The organism is Leifsonia aquatica, assembly GCF_014190775.1.
GTDB lineage: Bacteria > Actinomycetota > Actinomycetes > Actinomycetales > Microbacteriaceae > Leifsonia > Leifsonia aquatica.
In genome coordinates this window covers 1,193,630-1,208,399 of record NZ_JACHVP010000001.1, presented here as the reverse complement: position 1 = coordinate 1,208,399, position 14,770 = coordinate 1,193,630, and the positions used below count along the sequence as shown (strand labels likewise).

Sequence of the window (14,770 nt, the reverse complement as noted above, 5' to 3'; positions counted from 1 at the left end):
CATGCTAATCACGCGTCGGGCCGCGGTCGTGCGCCCGGGGGTGGCTGCCGGGTACTCCCGGCTACTCCCCCGGGAGTACGCGGCTCACGTACGGCCGCCTCACGGGTTGTGCTCGGCGTCGAACCCGCCGTCGTCCTGGACGGGTTCGAACAGCGTGCCGAACGCCGGTCCACCGAAGGCGGTCAGGCCCGCCTCCTCGACCCGCGCCGCCTGCGCGTCGTCGTCGTCCTCGAACTCCTCGTACGGCTCGTCGGGTTCCTCCGGCGTACCCGCATCCTCGCGTCCCTCGCTCATGGCGCCCTCCTCTGGTCAGAGCCGCTGCTCTAGGGTCGGAGGGTAGACCCGGATGGTGAACGGAGGATGTATTCCGTGCACGGCATGGAAAGCGAAAGATCCCGGTCACACCGCCCTGCTGGGCGGGTGACCGGGATCCGGTGGCTCCCCGACTTGGACTCGAACCAAGAACCTGCCGGTTAACAGCCGGCTGCTCTGCCAATTGAGCTATCGAGGAATGCTTGATCAGCGAAGCCACTGTAGCAAGGATTCGGGCCGGTTGAGAAATCGGGCCCGCATCTCGCGCGCGTCGCGTGCGTCGGCCGCTAGTAGCCGGCCTCCGGGTCCACCAGGCCGACGAAACGACCGTCTCCGAGGAACGCCGCGACGTTGAGCCGGACGCGCTCCGCGAGCAGCGGGGCGACCATCTCCGGGGTGTCCGCCTGGTGCGGCGTGATGAGGCAGTTCGGCTCGTCCCAGAGCGGATGCCCGTCGGGCAGGGGCTCCGGATCCGTCACGTCGAGACCCGCACCGGCGAGGCGGCCCTCGCGCAGTGCGGCGAGCAGGGCATCCGTGTCCACCAGTCCACCGCGGGCGATGTTGACCAGCACGGCCGACTTCTTCATCGCCGCGAACTCCTCCTCGCCCAGGAGGTGCCGGGTGCCGCCGGTGAGCGCGGCCGCCACGACCACGACGTCCGCGGACGGCAGCGCCTCGCCGAGCCGGTCGGTCGGCAGGGTCCGCTCCGCGCCCGCTACTGGATCGGACGAACGGCGCACGACCGTGATCCGCACGCCGAACGGCTCCAGGAGGCGGATGAGCTCGAGCGCGATGCCGCCGGCGCCGATGATCACCACGTCCATCCCGTAGAGCGAGCGGCCTTCCGGCTCGGTCGCCCAGCTACGCGCACGCACGCGCGTTGGGAGCACGCGCAGCAGCGCGAGTGTCAGGGTCAGGGCGTGCTCGGCGACCGGCTGGGCGTAGGCGCCCTTCGCGCTCGTCCAGATCAGCCCCGGTCGCGCTTCGGCGGCGATCGTGCGGGCGAACGCGTCCACGCCGGCGAACGGCAGCTGCACCCAGCCGATCGCGGGATGCGACTCCAGCGCCGCTGCGAACCCCTCGGGATCGCGATAGTCGAGCCAGACGAGGCCGCGGGTCGCGTCCGAGATCGGCTCGACGGCTCCTCCCGACGCCTCGACGGCATCGATGAACGCCTGCTCGGCGTGCGGGAGCACGGCGATCGGGCCCGGTTCGGGCCGCTGGTCCTCGGGCAGCGGCTCGGCCTCCACCGCGAGCACGGCGCGGTGCTGACCGGCCCCTCGGCCGGTGTTCGCTTCGGGCATGTCGGACTCCTGGTTCTTGATCAATCGGCGGTGTGCTGCGGGCGCCGTTCGGTGCGGCGCGAGGTGGTGCCGAGCGCGCGGGCGAGACCGGCGACGAAAGGGTGAGCGGGATCGGCGAGAACGTCTTCGATCGGGCCGTAGCCGACGGTCCGGCCGCCCTGCAGCACGAGGCAGGCGTCCGTCGCGCGGCGGAGCACCGCGGGATCGTGGCTGACGATGACGGCGGAGAAGTCGTCGTGTCCGCGCAGCTGGGCGAGCAGGTCGATCACGGCGTCGCGGACGGTCGCGTCGATCCCGGCCGTCGGCTCGTCCGCGACCAGTACGCTCGGGCCGAGCACGAGGGCGCGCGCGAGCGCCACCCGCTGTCGCTGCCCTGCGCTCAGCTCGTAGGGGTACTTCGCCAGCACGCTCAGCGGCAGGTGGACCGTGTCGAGGATGGTGGCTGCACGCTCCCCCGCCGCCCGGCGGGAGTAGTGCTGGTCGCGTTCGAAGATCGGCAGCGTGACGTTGTCCTGCACGCTCAACGACGGCTCGAGCGTGCTCGCGGCGTCCTGCGGGAGGTACCCGACGTGGAACGTGACCTCGGCGAGGTCGCGCTTGCGCGCCTTGCGCAGTGGGTGGCCGAGCACCGTGGCCTCACCGCCGCTGATCCGCGGACCGGGATCGGCCGAGCGCGCGGGCAGCACGTGCCCCGCCAGGACCTCGGCGAGCGTGCTCTTGCCGGAGCCGGTCTCGCCCAGCACGCCCAGGATCTGCCCCGTCTCCAACCGGAAACTGACCCCGCGCAGGGCGACGCACGACCGGCTGACGCCCCGCGCGGGGTACTCGACGGAAAGGTCGCTGACGAGGACGGCGGGATCGGAACTCACAGATCGACCCTAGGCGGTCTACCCCCGCAATGTGCGCAGCGCCTCGCGCCGCTCGGCCTGTTCGATCGGATCGGGCACCGGGAGCGACGCCAGGAGGCGCTGCGTGTACGGGTCCTGCGGGTCGCCGAGCACCTGCTCCCCCGTCCCCTCTTCCACCAGCAACCCGTGGTGGAGCACCGCGATCCGGTCGGCGAGCAGATCGACGACCGCCAGATCGTGGCTGATGAAGAGGGAGGCGAACCCGAACTCGCGCTGCAGCTCGGCGAAGAGCTCCAGCACGCGGGCCTGCACCGAGACGTCGAGCGCCGAGGTCGGCTCGTCCGCGATCAGCAGCGACGGCTCCAGCGCGAGAGCGCGCGCCAGGCTGGCGCGCTGCCGCTGACCACCGCTGAGCTCGTGCGGGAAGCGGTCGCCGTAGCTGCGCGGCAGCTGCACCGCCTCCAGGAGCTCGTCGACCCGCATGCGCGCATCCGCCGGGGAGTCGGCGCGGCCGTGCACCACCAGCGGCTCGGCCACGCAGTCCGCGATGGTGAGCAGCGGGTTGAAGCTCGACGCCGGGTCCTGGAAGACGAACCCGATGTCGCTCCGCACGGGCCGGAACTCGCGTTCGCGGACCCCGTTCATCTCGATCCCGAGCACCTTCAGCGACCCGCTGCTGACCTTGGTCAGCCCGGCGATGGCGCGTCCGATGGTGGTCTTGCCCGAGCCGGACTCGCCCACCAGGCCGAGCACCTCCCGCGGCCGGATCTGGAAGTCGACGCCGTCCACCGCCACGAACCCGGGGCGGCCGAGGCGGCCCGGGTACTGGATGCGCAGGTCCTGCGCCGTGACGACGGGTGCGACGTCGGGCGCCGCCTCCCGCGCCTCCGCACGCTCGCGCGTCTGCACGGCGCCTTGGCCGATCTTCGGCACGGCCGCGAGCAGCTTCTTCGTGTACTCCGCCTGCGGCGAGGCGAACAGCGTGCGCACGTCGGCCTGCTCGACGAGCTCGCCCTGGTACATCACCGCGACGCGGTCGGCCAGGTCGGCGACGACGCCCATGTTGTGGGTGATGAGCACGATCGCGGCCCCGAACTCGTCGCGGCAGCGGCGCAGCAGATCGAGGATCTCCGCCTGCACCGTCACGTCGAGGGCCGTCGTCGGCTCGTCCGCCACGATCAGGCCGGGGTTCAGCACGAGGGCCATCGCGATGACGATGCGCTGCTTCTGGCCGCCGGAGAACTGGTGCGGGTAGTACTTGACCCGCTTCTCCGGCTCCGGGATGCCGACGCGCTCGAGGATCTCGATCGCCTTCGCCCGGGCCTCCTTCTTGGAGATCCGGCCGTGGGCGCGCAGGCCCTCGGCGATCTGCCAGCCGACGGGATAGACCGGGTTGAGCGCCGTCGACGGCTCCTGGAACACCATCGCGACGTCGGTGCCGCGCACGGCCCGCAGCTGATGCTTGGTCAACGAGACGACATCCGCCTCGCTCGTCCCGTCCTTGCTCCGGAGCACGACGGCGCCCGAGGCGGTCGCCGTCTCCGGCAGCAGGCCCAGGATGGTCTTCGCCGTCACGGTCTTGCCCGAGCCGGACTCGCCGACGATCGCCAGCACCTCTCCCGGTCCGACCCGCAGGGTCACGTCGTCGACGGCCTTCACCGGTCCGGCGTCGGTCGCGAACGTCACCGACAGGTTGTCGATCTGCACCACGTCGCTCATGGCTTGACCTCGATTCCGTGCTCGTCGAAGGACTCGCCGCCCTCCAGTCCATCCAGCCCCGCAGGACCCGCGGTGAGCGGGCCTCCGGCGACCACCGACGTCTCGGCCACCAGGCCCGACGCCGCAGCCGCCCGGCGGCGCCCGCGCAGTCGCGGGTCGGCCAGGTCGTTGAGGCTCTCGCCGACCAGGGTGATGCCGAGCACCACGAGCACGATCGCCGCGCCCGGGAAGACCGAGGTCCACCAGATCCCGCTGGTCACGTCCGAGAGGGCCTTGTTGAGGTCGTAGCCCCACTCGGCCGCAGCGGTCGGCTCGATGCCGAAGCCGAGGAAGCCGAGGCCCGCCAGCGTGAGGATCGCCTCGGAGGAGTTGAGGGTGAAGATCAGCGGCAGTGTGCGGGTGGAGTTGCGGAGGACGTGACGGAACATGATCCGACCGTTGCTCGCTCCTACGACCCGCGCCGACTCGACGTACGCCTCCGACTTGATGCGCACCGCCTCCGCGCGGATCACGCGGAAGTACTGCGGGATGAACACGACGGTGATCGAGATCGCCGCCGCGAGGATGCCGCCCCACAGGCTGGACTGGCCGCCGCTCACGACGATGGCGACGATGATCGCAAGCAGCAGCGACGGGAACGCGTAGATCGCGTCGCAGATCACGACGAGGACCCGGTCGAGCCAGCCGCCGAAGTAGCCGGAGACGAGACCGAGGACGACGCCGGCGAAGATCGACAGGATGACCGCGACGATGATCACGAGCAGCGCAGTCTGCGCACCCCAGATCGTGCGGGAGAACACGTCGTAGCCGCCGACCGTCGTGCCCCAGATGTGCTGGGCGCTCGGCGGGTTCTGCGAGCCGAACTGACCGCCGGGACCGCTCAGCTGCGAGAAGCCGTAGGGGGCGATGATCGGCGCGAAGATCGCGACGAGGATGAAGACGCCGGTGATGACGAGACCGGCGATGAGCATCCCCCGCTGCAGCCCGACGCTCTGGCGCAGCTGGTGGATGACGGGCAGACGCGACCAGAAGGAGCGCTTCGGCGTCGGCTGGGTGGTGTGAGCGGTCTGAGTCATCTCAGTACCTCACTCTCGGGTCGATGAGGGCCGCGATGACGTCGACGATGAAGTTCGTCAGCGCCACGATGACCGCGAGCAGCGCGACCAGGCCCTGCACGGCGACGAAGTCGCGCGCCGACAGGTAGTGGAAGAGCTGGAAGCCGAGCCCCTTCCACTCGAACGTCTTCTCGGTCAGGATCGCGCCGCCCAGCAGGAGCGCGATCTGCAGGCCGATGACCGTGATGATCGGGATGAGCGCCGGGCGGTAGGCGTGCTTGCGCACGAGCCGGCTCTCCCGTACCCCGCGCGAACGCGCCGCGTCCACGTAGTCGGTCGACAGCGTCCCGATCACGTTGGTGCGCACGAGCCGGAGGAAGACGCCGGCCGTCAGCAGGCCGAGCGCGATGCCCGGGAGCACCGCGTGCGCGAGCACATCCCCCACAACCGCCGGATCGCCGGTCTGGATGGAGTCGATCAGGTAGATCCCGGTCTTGCTGTCCAGCGTCTGCATCTCGATCTCGGAACTGGTGGACGCGCGTCCCGCAACCGGGAGCCAGTCGAGCCAGACGGCGAACACGAGCTTCAACAGCATCCCGGCGAAGAAGACGGGCGTCGCGTAGCAGATGATCGCGAACACGCGGAGGACGGCGTCCTGGCCCTTGTCGCGGAAGTACGCCGCGACCATCCCGAGCGGGATGCCGACGATGAACGCGACGATGAGGGCGTAGAACGCCAGCTCCAGCGTCGCAGCGCCGTAGGTGATGAGCACCTGGGTGACGGGCTGGTGGTCCGTGAAGGTGGTGCCGAAGTCGCCCCGCAGGATCTGGCCCAGGTAGTCGAAGTACTGGACGATCAGGGGGCGGTCGTACCCGGCCTCGTGGATGCGGGCCTGCAGCTGCTCCGGAGGCAGCTTGCCGCCGAGGGCGGCCGTGATGGGGTCACCCGTCGAGCGCATCAGGAAGAAGACGACGGTGACGAGGATGAAGATCGTGGGGATGATGAGCAGCGCACGGATGATGAGATAGCGGCCGAGGCCGCCTCCCGATCGTCGCTTCGCCTTCGTGCGCTCCGGCCCGGGGGCGGTGCCCGGCGCCGGCGTGCTGACAGTCGCGGTCATGGAAGCCAATCGTGGTGGTTCGTAGGAGGGGGCGGCCCGCACTCGGCGGACCGCCCCCGGTTGCCAGAAGTCTGGCTCAGCCCTTGGTGAGGGCCGCGTAACGGAACTTGAACGACGCGTCGAGCGTCTTGTCGGCGCCCGAGACGCCCTTGCCGACGACCGCGACCTGCGCACCCTGCAGCAGTGGCAGCGTGCTGAGGTCGGCGCCCACCTTGGCCTGGATCTCCTCGATCAGCTTCGTGCGGGCGTCCTTGTCGGTCGTCCCGAGCTGCTGCTCGATCAGGGACTGGACCTCGGCGTTGTCGTAGTGGTTCGCCAGGAAGTTGTCCTTGATGAAGAACGGCGACAGGTAGTTGTCGGCGTCGGAGTAGTCCGGGAACCAGCCCAGCTGGTAGGCCGGGTACACGTCGGCGGTGCGGTCCTTCGAGTACTGCACCCACTCGGTCGACTGCAGGTTGACCTTGAACAGGCCGCCCTTCTCGAGCTGCTCCTTGACGAGCGCGTACTCGTCACCGGAGGAGGGACCGTAGTGGTCCGGGTTGTACTGCAGGCTCAGCGCGACCGGCGTCGTGACGCCCGCGGCCTCCAGGGTCTGCTTCGCCTTGTCGAGGCTCGGGCCACCGTTGCCGTCGCCGTACAGGTCCTTCAGCACGGTGGTGGCGCCGGTCAGGCCCTCCGGGACGAAGGAGTACAGCGGCGTGTACGTGTCCTTGTAGACCTGCTTGGCGATCGCCGCGCGGTCGACCAGGTCGGCCGCGGCCTGGCGCACGGCCAGTGCCTTCGCCGGGTCGGCCTCGGGGGTCGTGGCGCCGTACGGCTGCGTGTTGAAGTTGAACACGACGTAACGGATCTCGCCGCCCGGGCCCTTGATGACCTTGACGTTCTTGTCGCTCGACAGGCTGTCGATGTCCGTGGCCGAGAGGCTGCGGTACGCGACGTCGATCGAGTTCTTTTGGATGTCGAGCTTCAGGTTCGACGAGTCGGCGTAGTACTTGACGTTGACCTTCGACGTCGCCGGCTTGCCGAGCAGGCCGTCGTAGTTCGGGTTCGCCTTGTACGCGATGAGGTTGTTGAAGTCGTAGCTCGAGATGTCGTACTGGCCGGCGAACGCGTGGGCCTTGACGATGTCGGCGTCCGGCGTCACCTTGTCGGCCGAGAACACCTGCTCGTCGACGATGGGGCCGGCCGGGCTGGAGAGCACCTGCGGGAACGTCTGATCGTTGGCGACCTTCAGCTTGAAGACGACCGTCGTGTCGTCCGGGGCCGAGACGCTGTCCAGGTTCGCGAGCAGCGAGGCGGGGCCGTTCGGGTCGTTGATCTTGAGCTGGCGCTCGAAGGTGAACTTGACGTCCGAGGAGGTCAGGTCGTGACCGTTGGCGAACTTGAGGCCCTTCTTGAGCTTCACCGTGTACTCGTTCGGTGCGGTGAAGGAGGCGCTCTCGGCGATGTCCGGCTTGACGTCCGGGCTGCCGTACGGCGTGTTCAGAAGGAACGGGTAGACCTGGTTCATCACGGCGAACGAACCGTTGTCGTACGAGCCGGCCGGGTCGATCGACGTGATCTTGTCCGTCGTTCCGATGGTCAGCGTGCCGCCGCCGCCGGAGCTGCTGTTGCTCCCGGAGCAGCCGGCGAGCACGAGCGCCGACGCCGCGAACGCGGCCGAGACGGCGAGGATGCGCCGACCGCGGGTGTGTGCGGATCTCATATCCGAATACCTCTTCCTGGTGTGGGACAGCCGACACGGCGAGGCACACGAGAGCCTCGATGCCGAATCGCGTACCCATTTCCTAGCATGGATCGGGCGTCAGGCGGGCATCGAGGAGCGGATCGGACCGAATTCTTTACGTGCGCGCAACATTTCGCCGCTCATCCGCGCACAGCGGGACGGAATCCGTCGTGGGGCCCTGTGCGGCTATTCGGCGCGCAGGCGCATGCGCTCCTGGTCGATCGACGACAGCGCGATCTGGAGGGAGCGCCGGAGCTCGGCCTCCTTCTGATCGGTGCGCGCGAGCCGGGAGGTGAGCTCGGCCTTCTCGCGCAGCAGATCGCGATCGATCAGGCCGTCGAGGATCGACCGCGCGTAGCGGCCCATGTCTCCGCCGGCCTGCGGCAGCGCCGCGACGGCGAGGCCGTTGACCGTCGGCGCGTAGGCCGCCGGGACCTCGGCGAGCACGCGCTCCACCCAGCCCGGCTCGGTCATCGTGGTCAATTGGGTGGCGATGGCGTCGCGCACGACGGCATGGGTCGGGTTCACGAACGGCACCTGCACGGCGCGGGAGGCCCGTTCGGCGCCGATCTCCCCCGGCAGCTGGAGGAGCACCATCAGGCACTCGCGCTCCGTGCGCTGGGTGGGGTCGTTCGGGTCGGCGGCCGGGACGGGCATCGGGGCGTCGTCGCGACCCATCGTGTCCGCTGGGCCACGGCCCGGCTGGTCGCTGCGGGATCCGCGCTGTGCCGAACGGACGGCGCGCACCGCATCCTGGAGGTCGGCGCCGGAGAGCCGCGCCAGCTCGCGCATGTAGCCGTTCTGCGAGGCGGGGTCGCGGATCGTCGCGACGATCGGCGCGCCCGCGCGCAGCGCCCCGGACCGCCCCTCCACGCTGTCGAGGTCGAAGCGCTCGACCACCTGGCGGATCATGAACTCGAACATCGGCTTCTTGGCGTCGATCATCCGGCGCACCGCGTCGTCGCCCTTCGCCAGCCGGAGGTCGCACGGGTCGAGGCCGTCGGGACCGACCGCGACGTAGGTCTGGGCCGAGAACCGCTGCTCCTCGCCGAAGGCGCGGGCCGCGGCCTTCTGGCCCGCCGCATCCGGGTCGAAGGTGAAGATGACGGAGCCCTGGCTGGTGTCGTCGCCCATCACGCGGCGGATCACCTTGATGTGGTCGATGCCGAAGGAGGTGCCGCAGGTCGCGACGGCCGTCGTGATCCCGGCGAGGTGGCACGCCATCACGTCGGTGTAGCCCTCGACGACCACGACCTGGTCGTTGCGTGAGATGTCGCGCTTGGCGAGGTCGAGGCCGTAGAGCACCTGCGCCTTCTTGTAGACCGCCGTCTCGGGGGTGTTGAGGTACTTCGGACCTTTGTCGTCGTCGAGCAGGCGGCGGGCGCCGAAGCCGATGGTCTGGCCGGTGACATCGCGGATGGGCCAGACGAGGCGGCCGCGGAAGCGGTCGTAGACGCCGCGGTCGCCCTGCGACACCAGTCCGGCGGCGACGAGCTCGTCCTGGGTGAAGCCCTTGCCGCGGAGGTGCTTGGTCAGCTCGTCCCAGCTCTTGGGTGCGAAGCCGACGCCGAAGTGCGCGGCCGCGGCGGCGTCGAAGCCGCGCTCACCGAGGAAGCGGCGGCCGGGCTCCGCGTCGGGTGCGGTGAGGCGGTCCTGGAAGAACTCCTCGGCGGCACTGTTGGCGGCGAGCAGCCGTGCGCGGTTGCCGCCGCCGCTCTCGGCGGGGCCCCCGCCCTCCTCGTAGTGCAGCTGGTAGCCGATCCGGCCCGCGAGACGTTCGACCGCGTCGGTGAACGACACGTGGTCCATCTTGAGCAGGAACTCGTAGACGTCGCCGCCCTCGCCGCAGCCGAAGCAATGGTAGCGACCGACGCCCGGGCGCACGTAGAAGCTGGGGCTCTTCTCGTCGTGGAAGGGGCAGAGCCCCTTCAGCGCGCCGACACCGCCGGTCTTCAGGCTGACGTAGTCACCGATGATGTCGCCGATGTTGGTGCGTGACTTGACCTCTTCGATGTCGCTCTGTCGAATCCGGCCTGCCATACCTCGATTCTAGTGAGCCGCACCGACTCCGGTTCGCGGGAGCCGCGAACCGGGCCCGCTCAGTCGCGCGGCGGGCGCCGTCGGCCGCGCGTGTTCTGGGCGATCTCGATGATCGCGACGAACACCTCGATGCCGACCCTCAGCAGCAGGACGGCCATCACGGCCGCCACCAGCGTCACCAGCACACCCAGCAGGAACGCGAACGCTCCGGCCGGCGACTGCGTGGAGACCGCGATCGCGAGGCTCTGCGAGAACCCGACCAGGATGCCGAGGGCGATCAGCACGAGTCCCACCACGTACACGGGGCCGGCGAGGCGGCGCGTCACGTAGCTGGTGAAGGTGAAGTCGAACAGCGCCGAGAAGAAGCGGGAGTCGTCGAGGCGGTCGGCGAAGTCGACGACGGTGCGGCGCGGGCCCTCGGCTCCGCGGGCGTCGGCCTGCGGGGCTCCGGTCGGCGGGGCGTCGGCCTGCGGGGCGTCGGCCTGCGGGGCGTCGGCCTGTGGAGCCTCCGGCTGCGGTGCTCCTGTCGGCGGCACGTCTGCTCCTGGTACTTCGGTGACCGGTGCTTCCGTTCCCGGGAGCGCGCAGGCCGGGGCCGTTGCGGTTGCGGCCGGCGCCTCCTCCGTGATCACGGTGGCGGTCGCCGACTCAGCGGCGGGCGCGGCACCGGGCTGCACGGTCGCGCCGGTGCTGGTCGTCGCAGCCTCCACCGGGGCGGGTGCCTCGGGAGTCAGGGAGGCCGAAGAAGCGGGCGAGGCCGAAGAGGTCGCCGGGGCCGAGGGAGCGGATGCAGCCGAGGCGGGTGCCGCCTCCGCTCGCGGCGCCTGCGCTCCGGCCGTGTCCTGCGCGCCGGTCGTGCCCGCGAGCGGGGTCGACGTGCCGAGCGTCGCGTCCATGATCCCGGGGGCCTCGCCGACGGGCGACGGCGGCGCAGGCTTACTGGCGCGCTTGCGCGGCGTGGTCGTCCTCGGTGTCGTCGCCTTGGGCGTGGCCGACGTGGTCTTTGCTGCCGTGGTCTTCGCGGCGGTCGTCTTGGCCGGGGTCGCCTTCGCCGTGGCCGCGTCGGAGTTGCCCGTGCTCGTTGCGGGCGTCTTCCTGACGGGTGGCTTGCGCGGCGCAGGCCCCTTCTTCACGGCGGGCTCGGCCGCTGCGGCGGGCGTAGCCGCTGCGGCGGATGCGACATCGGGTGCTGCGTCCGCCGTCGGCTCGACGGGTGCGGACAGGTCTGCCTCGTCCGGGCGGTCTCCGCTCGACGGGGGCTGTGGGGTACTCATTGATGTCCTTCCGATGCCGTGACCTCAAGCATTCTGCACCGGCGACGGGTATACAAGCCCGCGCGCCGCGTCAGTGCTGAACGAGTCGTTCGAACCAGCTGAGCGCGGACTGGTCGGTCAGGCTCGCGACCTGGTCCACGACCACTCGTTTGCGCTCCGCGTCGCTGCCGGCGAGCCGCCAGTCCTCCGCGAAACCCGGGTCGAGCGCGGATTCCCCGCGCTCGTAAAGGGTGTCGGAGAGGGCCGTGAGGATCTCCCGCTGCTGCACGTAGATCGGCTGCCGGGTGTTGCGCGACATGACGAACGTCGCGACGATGCCCTTGAGCACCGCGATCTCGGCGCGGATCTCGTCCGGCACGACGACGTCGGCGCCGAACCGGATGAGCCCGCTGCTGCCGGAGGCCGCCTTCGTGGCGTGCACCGCCGCGTGCGCGAACCGGCCGATCAGCTGGCTGGTGAGGTTCTTGAGGTGCGCCTGCGCGCGCCGGCTGCCGTCCCAGGTGTCGATCCAGATGTCGAGGCTGTCGAGCCGGTCGAACGCCGCGATCAGGTCGTCGTGGCCGATCTCGCCGCCCACCCACTCGTACATCGAGCTCACGAGGTCGTCGTGGTCGACCCGGCTGCCGAGGGCGGCCACGTCGATGTACCCGTTGACGATGGCGTCCTCGAAGTCGTGCACCGAGTAGGCGATGTCGTCCGAAAGGTCCATGACCTGGGCCTCGATGCACTGCTGACGCGCGGGAGCCCCCTCCCGCAGCCAGGCGAACACCGGCTCGTCGTCGGCGTAGAAGCCGAACTTCGCGCGACCGCTCGGGTCGGCGACGGAGGAGGTCGCCGGCCACGGGTACTTGCAGCTCGCGTCGAGGCTGGCCCGCGTCAGGTTCAGGCCGTAGGGGCGGCCGTCCCGGCCGAACACCTTGGGCTCGAGCCGCGAGAGCAGCCGGAGGGTCTGCGCGTTGCCCTCGAAGCCGCCGATGTCGGCGGACCAGGCGCTCAGCGCCCGCTCGCCGTTGTGCCCGAACGGCGGGTGCCCGATGTCGTGCGCCAGGCACGCGGTGTCCACGACGTCGGGGTCGAGGCCCAGGCTCGCGGCCAGCTCGCGGCCGACCTGCGCCACTTCGAGGGAGTGTGTGAGCCGGTTGCGGGCGAAGTCGAGTCCGGCCGTCGGGCTCAGCACCTGCGTCTTCGCCGCCAGGCGGCGCAGCGCGCTCGAGTGGAGCAGGCGCGCGCGGTCTCGGGCGAAGTCGCTGCGGCGGCTCGCGTGCTGCTCAGGAAGCCAGCGGTCCCGGTCGCGGTCCGTGTAGCCGAGCTCGTCGGCCGGGCCGTCCACGGGCGAGCCCGTGCGGGCGATCACGCTATCCACCACTGTTGTGCACCTCCGCCTCGGCGACCTCCGCGCGCTGCGCACCGTCGACCTCCCGGCTGTCCAGCCACCCGTCGGGCAGGGCGGTCCGCTTCGGCGACCCGGCGCGTCCGCGCTGACCCTCCGCCGCTTCTCCCGGGTACTCCTGGTCGCCGTCGAGCGTGGCGAGCAGGTCGTCCAGGTGCGCGAGGGTGTCGACGGTCGCCAGGCTGGCGCGCAGGTCGCCGCCGACCGGGTAGCCCTTGAAGTACCAGGCGACATGCTTGCGGATGTCGCGGCAGCCGCGCTCCTCGCTGTCGAAGAACTCGACGAGCAGCTCCGCGTGCCGGCGGAACGCCGCCGCCACCTCGCCGAGGGTCGGGTGCGCGAGTGCACGCTCGGCCTCCTCGGCCGAGATCAGTCCGGCGCGCGCGTGGAATGCCGCGGCCAGGTCGCCGAAGAGCCAGGGGCGGCCGAGGCAGCCGCGACCGACGACCACGCCGTCGCAGCCGGTCTCGTCCACCATGCGGAGCGCGTCGGCGGCCGACCAGATGTCGCCGTTGCCGAGCACTGGTGTGGAGGTGATCGTCTCTTTGAGGGTCGCGATGGCGGACCAGTCGGCGTGTCCCGAGTAGAACTCGGACGCCGTCCGGGCGTGCAGGGCGATGGAGGCGACCCCGGCACCCTCGGCGGCCTTGCCCGCCTCCAGATACGTGAGGTGGTCGCTGTCGATGCCCTTGCGCATCTTGACGGTGAGCGGGATGTCGCCGGCCGCCTTCACGGCGCCCTCGACGATCTCGCGGAAGAGACCGAGCTTCCAGGGGAGCGCTGCTCCCCCGCCCTTGCGGGTGACCTTGGGGACGGGACAGCCGAAGTTGAGGTCGATGTGGTCGGCGCGGTCTTCGGCGACGAGCATGGTCACGGCCTCGCGGACCGTCACGGGGTCGACACCGTAGAGCTGGATCGAGCGCGGCGTCTCGGACTCGTGGTGGGTGATGAGGCGCAGCGACTCCGGGGTGCGCTCGACGAGCGCGCGGGACGTGATCATCTCGCTCACGTAGAGGCCCGCTCCGTACTCGCGGCAGAGCCGGCGGAACGCGGTGTTCGTGATCCCGGCCATCGGTGCGAGCACGACGGGGACGTCGAGGGCCAGCGGACCGATGGTCAGCTGGGGCGCGTGGCTTAGGGTGGCAGTGGTAGACATCTGACTCGATTCTCCCAGAAAGCGTGCTGAACCATGGCCGAGAGCCCCGAATCCGTGGATAACAGCGCTTCGAGCGCTCCTGTGGAGAGCGGACGAGCCCGGGTCGAGGCCGACGCGGCCTCCCGTGGCGTCCCGATCGAGATCGTGGCGCGTCCCGCCGCCCGCAGCCTCGACGAGGCCGCCTCGCTGCTCGGGATCGCTCCCGGCGACATCGTCAAGACGCTCGTGGTCAAGCGGAGCGACGACACCTTCGTCTTCGCCCTCGTCCCGGGCGGCCGCAAGATCTCCTGGCCCAAGTTGCGCGCGCTGCTCCAGGTCAACAAGCTCCAGCTCCCCGACGCCTCGGTCGCCCTGGCCGCGACCGGCTACGAACGCGGCACGATCACGCCGTTCGGCAGCACCACGGCGTGGCCCGTCGTCGCCGACGCGTCCATCGCCGGGCGTCGCGTCTCCATGGGTGCCGGTGAGCACGGCTACTCCCTCTTCGTCGACGCCGACGAGGTCATCCGCGCCTACGACGCCACCGTCGCCGACATCACCGATCCCGAGTAGCCCCCCACCGGCGCTCAACCGACAACTGGTCGTCGCAACACGCCGTCCCGTCCGCTCCACAGACGGCATGTCGCGACGACTAGATGGCGGCCCTGTGGAGAACCGTCCCGGCGGGCCGGCGCGGATGGCAGGGTGGCGCGATGCAGCCATCGACATTGCCCACCGAATTCCGGACCCAACCGTTCACGGTCGCGTCCGCTCGCACCGCCGGCGTCTCGCCGTCCCGCCTCCGGCGCTCGGACCTCGCGCGCCCCTTGCACGGCGTACGCGCTCA

General features: G+C 70.5%; 12 protein-coding genes and 1 tRNA gene. 1 reads left to right on the top strand and 12 read right to left on the bottom strand.

From position 1 onward, the window contains the following. Positions 1–99 precede the first annotated feature (99 nt). The 12 genes from FHX33_RS05735 to dusB all read right to left on the bottom strand — a co-directional run bounded on the left by FHX33_RS05735 (position 100) and on the right by dusB (position 13,944). Positions 100–294 carry a hypothetical protein gene (locus FHX33_RS05735; protein ID WP_021758015.1) on the bottom strand — a complete coding sequence of 65 codons (195 nt, stop codon included), beginning with the start codon at positions 292–294 and terminating at the stop codon, positions 100–102. Between the two features lie 141 nt (positions 295–435). Further along, a tRNA-Asn gene (locus FHX33_RS05730) sits at positions 436–511 on the bottom strand. 88 nt (positions 512–599) lie between these two features. Next, complete coding sequence (locus tag FHX33_RS05725; protein ID WP_081703875.1) at positions 600–1,616, bottom strand: D-isomer specific 2-hydroxyacid dehydrogenase family protein; 1,017 nt, start codon at positions 1,614–1,616, stop codon at positions 600–602. A gap of 20 nt (positions 1,617–1,636) precedes the next feature. Further along, complete coding sequence (locus tag FHX33_RS05720) at positions 1,637–2,485, bottom strand: ATP-binding cassette domain-containing protein (RefSeq protein WP_021758013.1); 849 nt, start codon at positions 2,483–2,485, stop codon at positions 1,637–1,639. Positions 2,486–2,503: 18 nt separating this feature from the next. Next, on the bottom strand, positions 2,504–4,183 hold the full coding sequence (locus FHX33_RS05715; RefSeq protein ID WP_021758012.1) for a dipeptide ABC transporter ATP-binding protein: 1,680 nt from the start codon (positions 4,181–4,183) through the stop codon (positions 2,504–2,506). Further along, positions 4,180–5,259 carry an ABC transporter permease gene (locus FHX33_RS05710; RefSeq protein WP_021758011.1) on the bottom strand — a complete coding sequence of 360 codons (1,080 nt, stop codon included), beginning with the start codon at positions 5,257–5,259 and terminating at the stop codon, positions 4,180–4,182. Before FHX33_RS05710 ends, FHX33_RS05715 begins: the two co-directional genes overlap by 4 nt. A gap of 1 nt (position 5,260) precedes the next feature. After that, complete coding sequence (locus tag FHX33_RS05705) at positions 5,261–6,358, bottom strand: ABC transporter permease (RefSeq protein ID WP_021758010.1); 1,098 nt, start codon at positions 6,356–6,358, stop codon at positions 5,261–5,263. A gap of 76 nt (positions 6,359–6,434) precedes the next feature. After that, the gene (locus FHX33_RS05700) at positions 6,435–8,063 is read right to left on the bottom strand and encodes an ABC transporter substrate-binding protein (RefSeq protein ID WP_021758009.1); all 1,629 of its coding nucleotides are present in this window, start codon (positions 8,061–8,063) and stop codon (positions 6,435–6,437) included. 207 nt (positions 8,064–8,270) lie between these two features. Continuing rightward, entirely contained in the window at positions 8,271–10,124 is a 1,854-nt protein-coding gene (gene dnaG, locus FHX33_RS05695; RefSeq protein ID WP_021758008.1) for a DNA primase, read from the bottom strand. 59 nt (positions 10,125–10,183) lie between these two features. Continuing rightward, the gene (locus tag FHX33_RS05690) at positions 10,184–11,398 is read right to left on the bottom strand and encodes a DUF4282 domain-containing protein (protein WP_183428259.1); all 1,215 of its coding nucleotides are present in this window, start codon (positions 11,396–11,398) and stop codon (positions 10,184–10,186) included. A gap of 70 nt (positions 11,399–11,468) precedes the next feature. Continuing rightward, positions 11,469–12,749, bottom strand: coding sequence for a deoxyguanosinetriphosphate triphosphohydrolase (locus FHX33_RS05685; protein WP_039924396.1), 1,281 nt, complete (start codon positions 12,747–12,749; stop codon positions 11,469–11,471). Between the two features lie 4 nt (positions 12,750–12,753). Then, the gene (gene dusB / locus FHX33_RS05680) at positions 12,754–13,944 is read right to left on the bottom strand and encodes a tRNA dihydrouridine synthase DusB (protein WP_021765680.1); all 1,191 of its coding nucleotides are present in this window, start codon (positions 13,942–13,944) and stop codon (positions 12,754–12,756) included. A gap of 33 nt (positions 13,945–13,977) precedes the next feature. Between dusB and FHX33_RS05675 the strand changes: the two genes are divergently transcribed. Further along, the gene (locus FHX33_RS05675; protein ID WP_021765679.1) at positions 13,978–14,496 is read left to right on the top strand and encodes an aminoacyl-tRNA deacylase; all 519 of its coding nucleotides are present in this window, start codon (positions 13,978–13,980) and stop codon (positions 14,494–14,496) included. Positions 14,497–14,770: the final 274 nt, after the last annotated feature.

What these genes read in the sequence shown, in the direction of transcription:
- FHX33_RS05735 (WP_021758015.1), bottom strand. Translation starts at nt 294, where the DNA reads ATGAGCGAGGGACGCGAGGATGCGGGTACGCCGGAGGAACCCGACGAG.
- FHX33_RS05725 (WP_081703875.1), bottom strand. Translation starts at nt 1,616, where the DNA reads ATGCCCGAAGCGAACACCGGCCGAGGGGCCGGTCAGCACCGCGCCGTG.
- FHX33_RS05715 (WP_021758012.1), bottom strand. Translation starts at nt 4,183, where the DNA reads ATGAGCGACGTGGTGCAGATCGACAACCTGTCGGTGACGTTCGCGACC.
- FHX33_RS05710 (WP_021758011.1), bottom strand. Translation starts at nt 5,259, where the DNA reads ATGACTCAGACCGCTCACACCACCCAGCCGACGCCGAAGCGCTCCTTC.
- FHX33_RS05705 (WP_021758010.1), bottom strand. Translation starts at nt 6,358, where the DNA reads ATGACCGCGACTGTCAGCACGCCGGCGCCGGGCACCGCCCCCGGGCCG.
- FHX33_RS05700 (WP_021758009.1), bottom strand. Translation starts at nt 8,063, where the DNA reads ATGAGATCCGCACACACCCGCGGTCGGCGCATCCTCGCCGTCTCGGCC.
- dnaG (WP_021758008.1), bottom strand. Translation starts at nt 10,124, where the DNA reads ATGGCAGGCCGGATTCGACAGAGCGACATCGAAGAGGTCAAGTCACGC.
- FHX33_RS05690 (WP_183428259.1), bottom strand. Translation starts at nt 11,398, where the DNA reads ATGAGTACCCCACAGCCCCCGTCGAGCGGAGACCGCCCGGACGAGGCA.
- dusB (WP_021765680.1), bottom strand. Translation starts at nt 13,944, where the DNA reads ATGTCTACCACTGCCACCCTAAGCCACGCGCCCCAGCTGACCATCGGT.
- FHX33_RS05675 (WP_021765679.1), top strand. Translation starts at nt 13,978, where the DNA reads ATGGCCGAGAGCCCCGAATCCGTGGATAACAGCGCTTCGAGCGCTCCT.